The organism is Clostridioides sp. ZZV14-6154, from assembly GCF_020657785.1.
GTDB lineage: Bacteria > Bacillota > Clostridia > Peptostreptococcales > Peptostreptococcaceae > Clostridioides.
The window spans coordinates 1-300 of the sequence record NZ_JAGWCY010000077.1 but is presented as its reverse complement, the minus strand read 5'-3'; the positions used below and the strand labels follow the sequence as shown (position 1 = coordinate 300).

The 300-nt window shown below is 36.3% G+C and carries 2 rRNA genes; both read left to right on the top strand.

Annotated elements, in window-relative coordinates:
* Nucleotides 1-111 (top strand): 23S ribosomal RNA (locus KGF45_RS19805); the annotation flags it as partial.
* A 115-nt stretch (nt 112-226) separates the two neighbouring features.
* Nucleotides 227-300 (top strand): 5S ribosomal RNA (gene rrf / locus KGF45_RS19800); the annotation flags it as partial.

Sequence of the window (300 nt, the reverse complement as noted above, 5' to 3'; positions counted from 1 at the left end):
TTCCCACCGCAAGGGTAAGACCCCAGAAAGACTATCTGGTTGATAGGTCGAAGGTGTAAGTGCAGCAATGTATTTAGCTTATCGATACTAATAGGTCGAGGACTTGACCAATATTTATTTGATGTTCGTTAATTAAAATATATATGTAGTTTTTAGAGTGTTAACTCTAAAGGAGCTAGTTTTACTAGTTTCAATAACTTAATAGTAATATTAAGCATAAAGATTATGTGGTTACAATAGCAGAGAGGATACACCTGTTCCCATTCCGAACACAGAAGTTAAGCTCTCTAGCGCTGATGG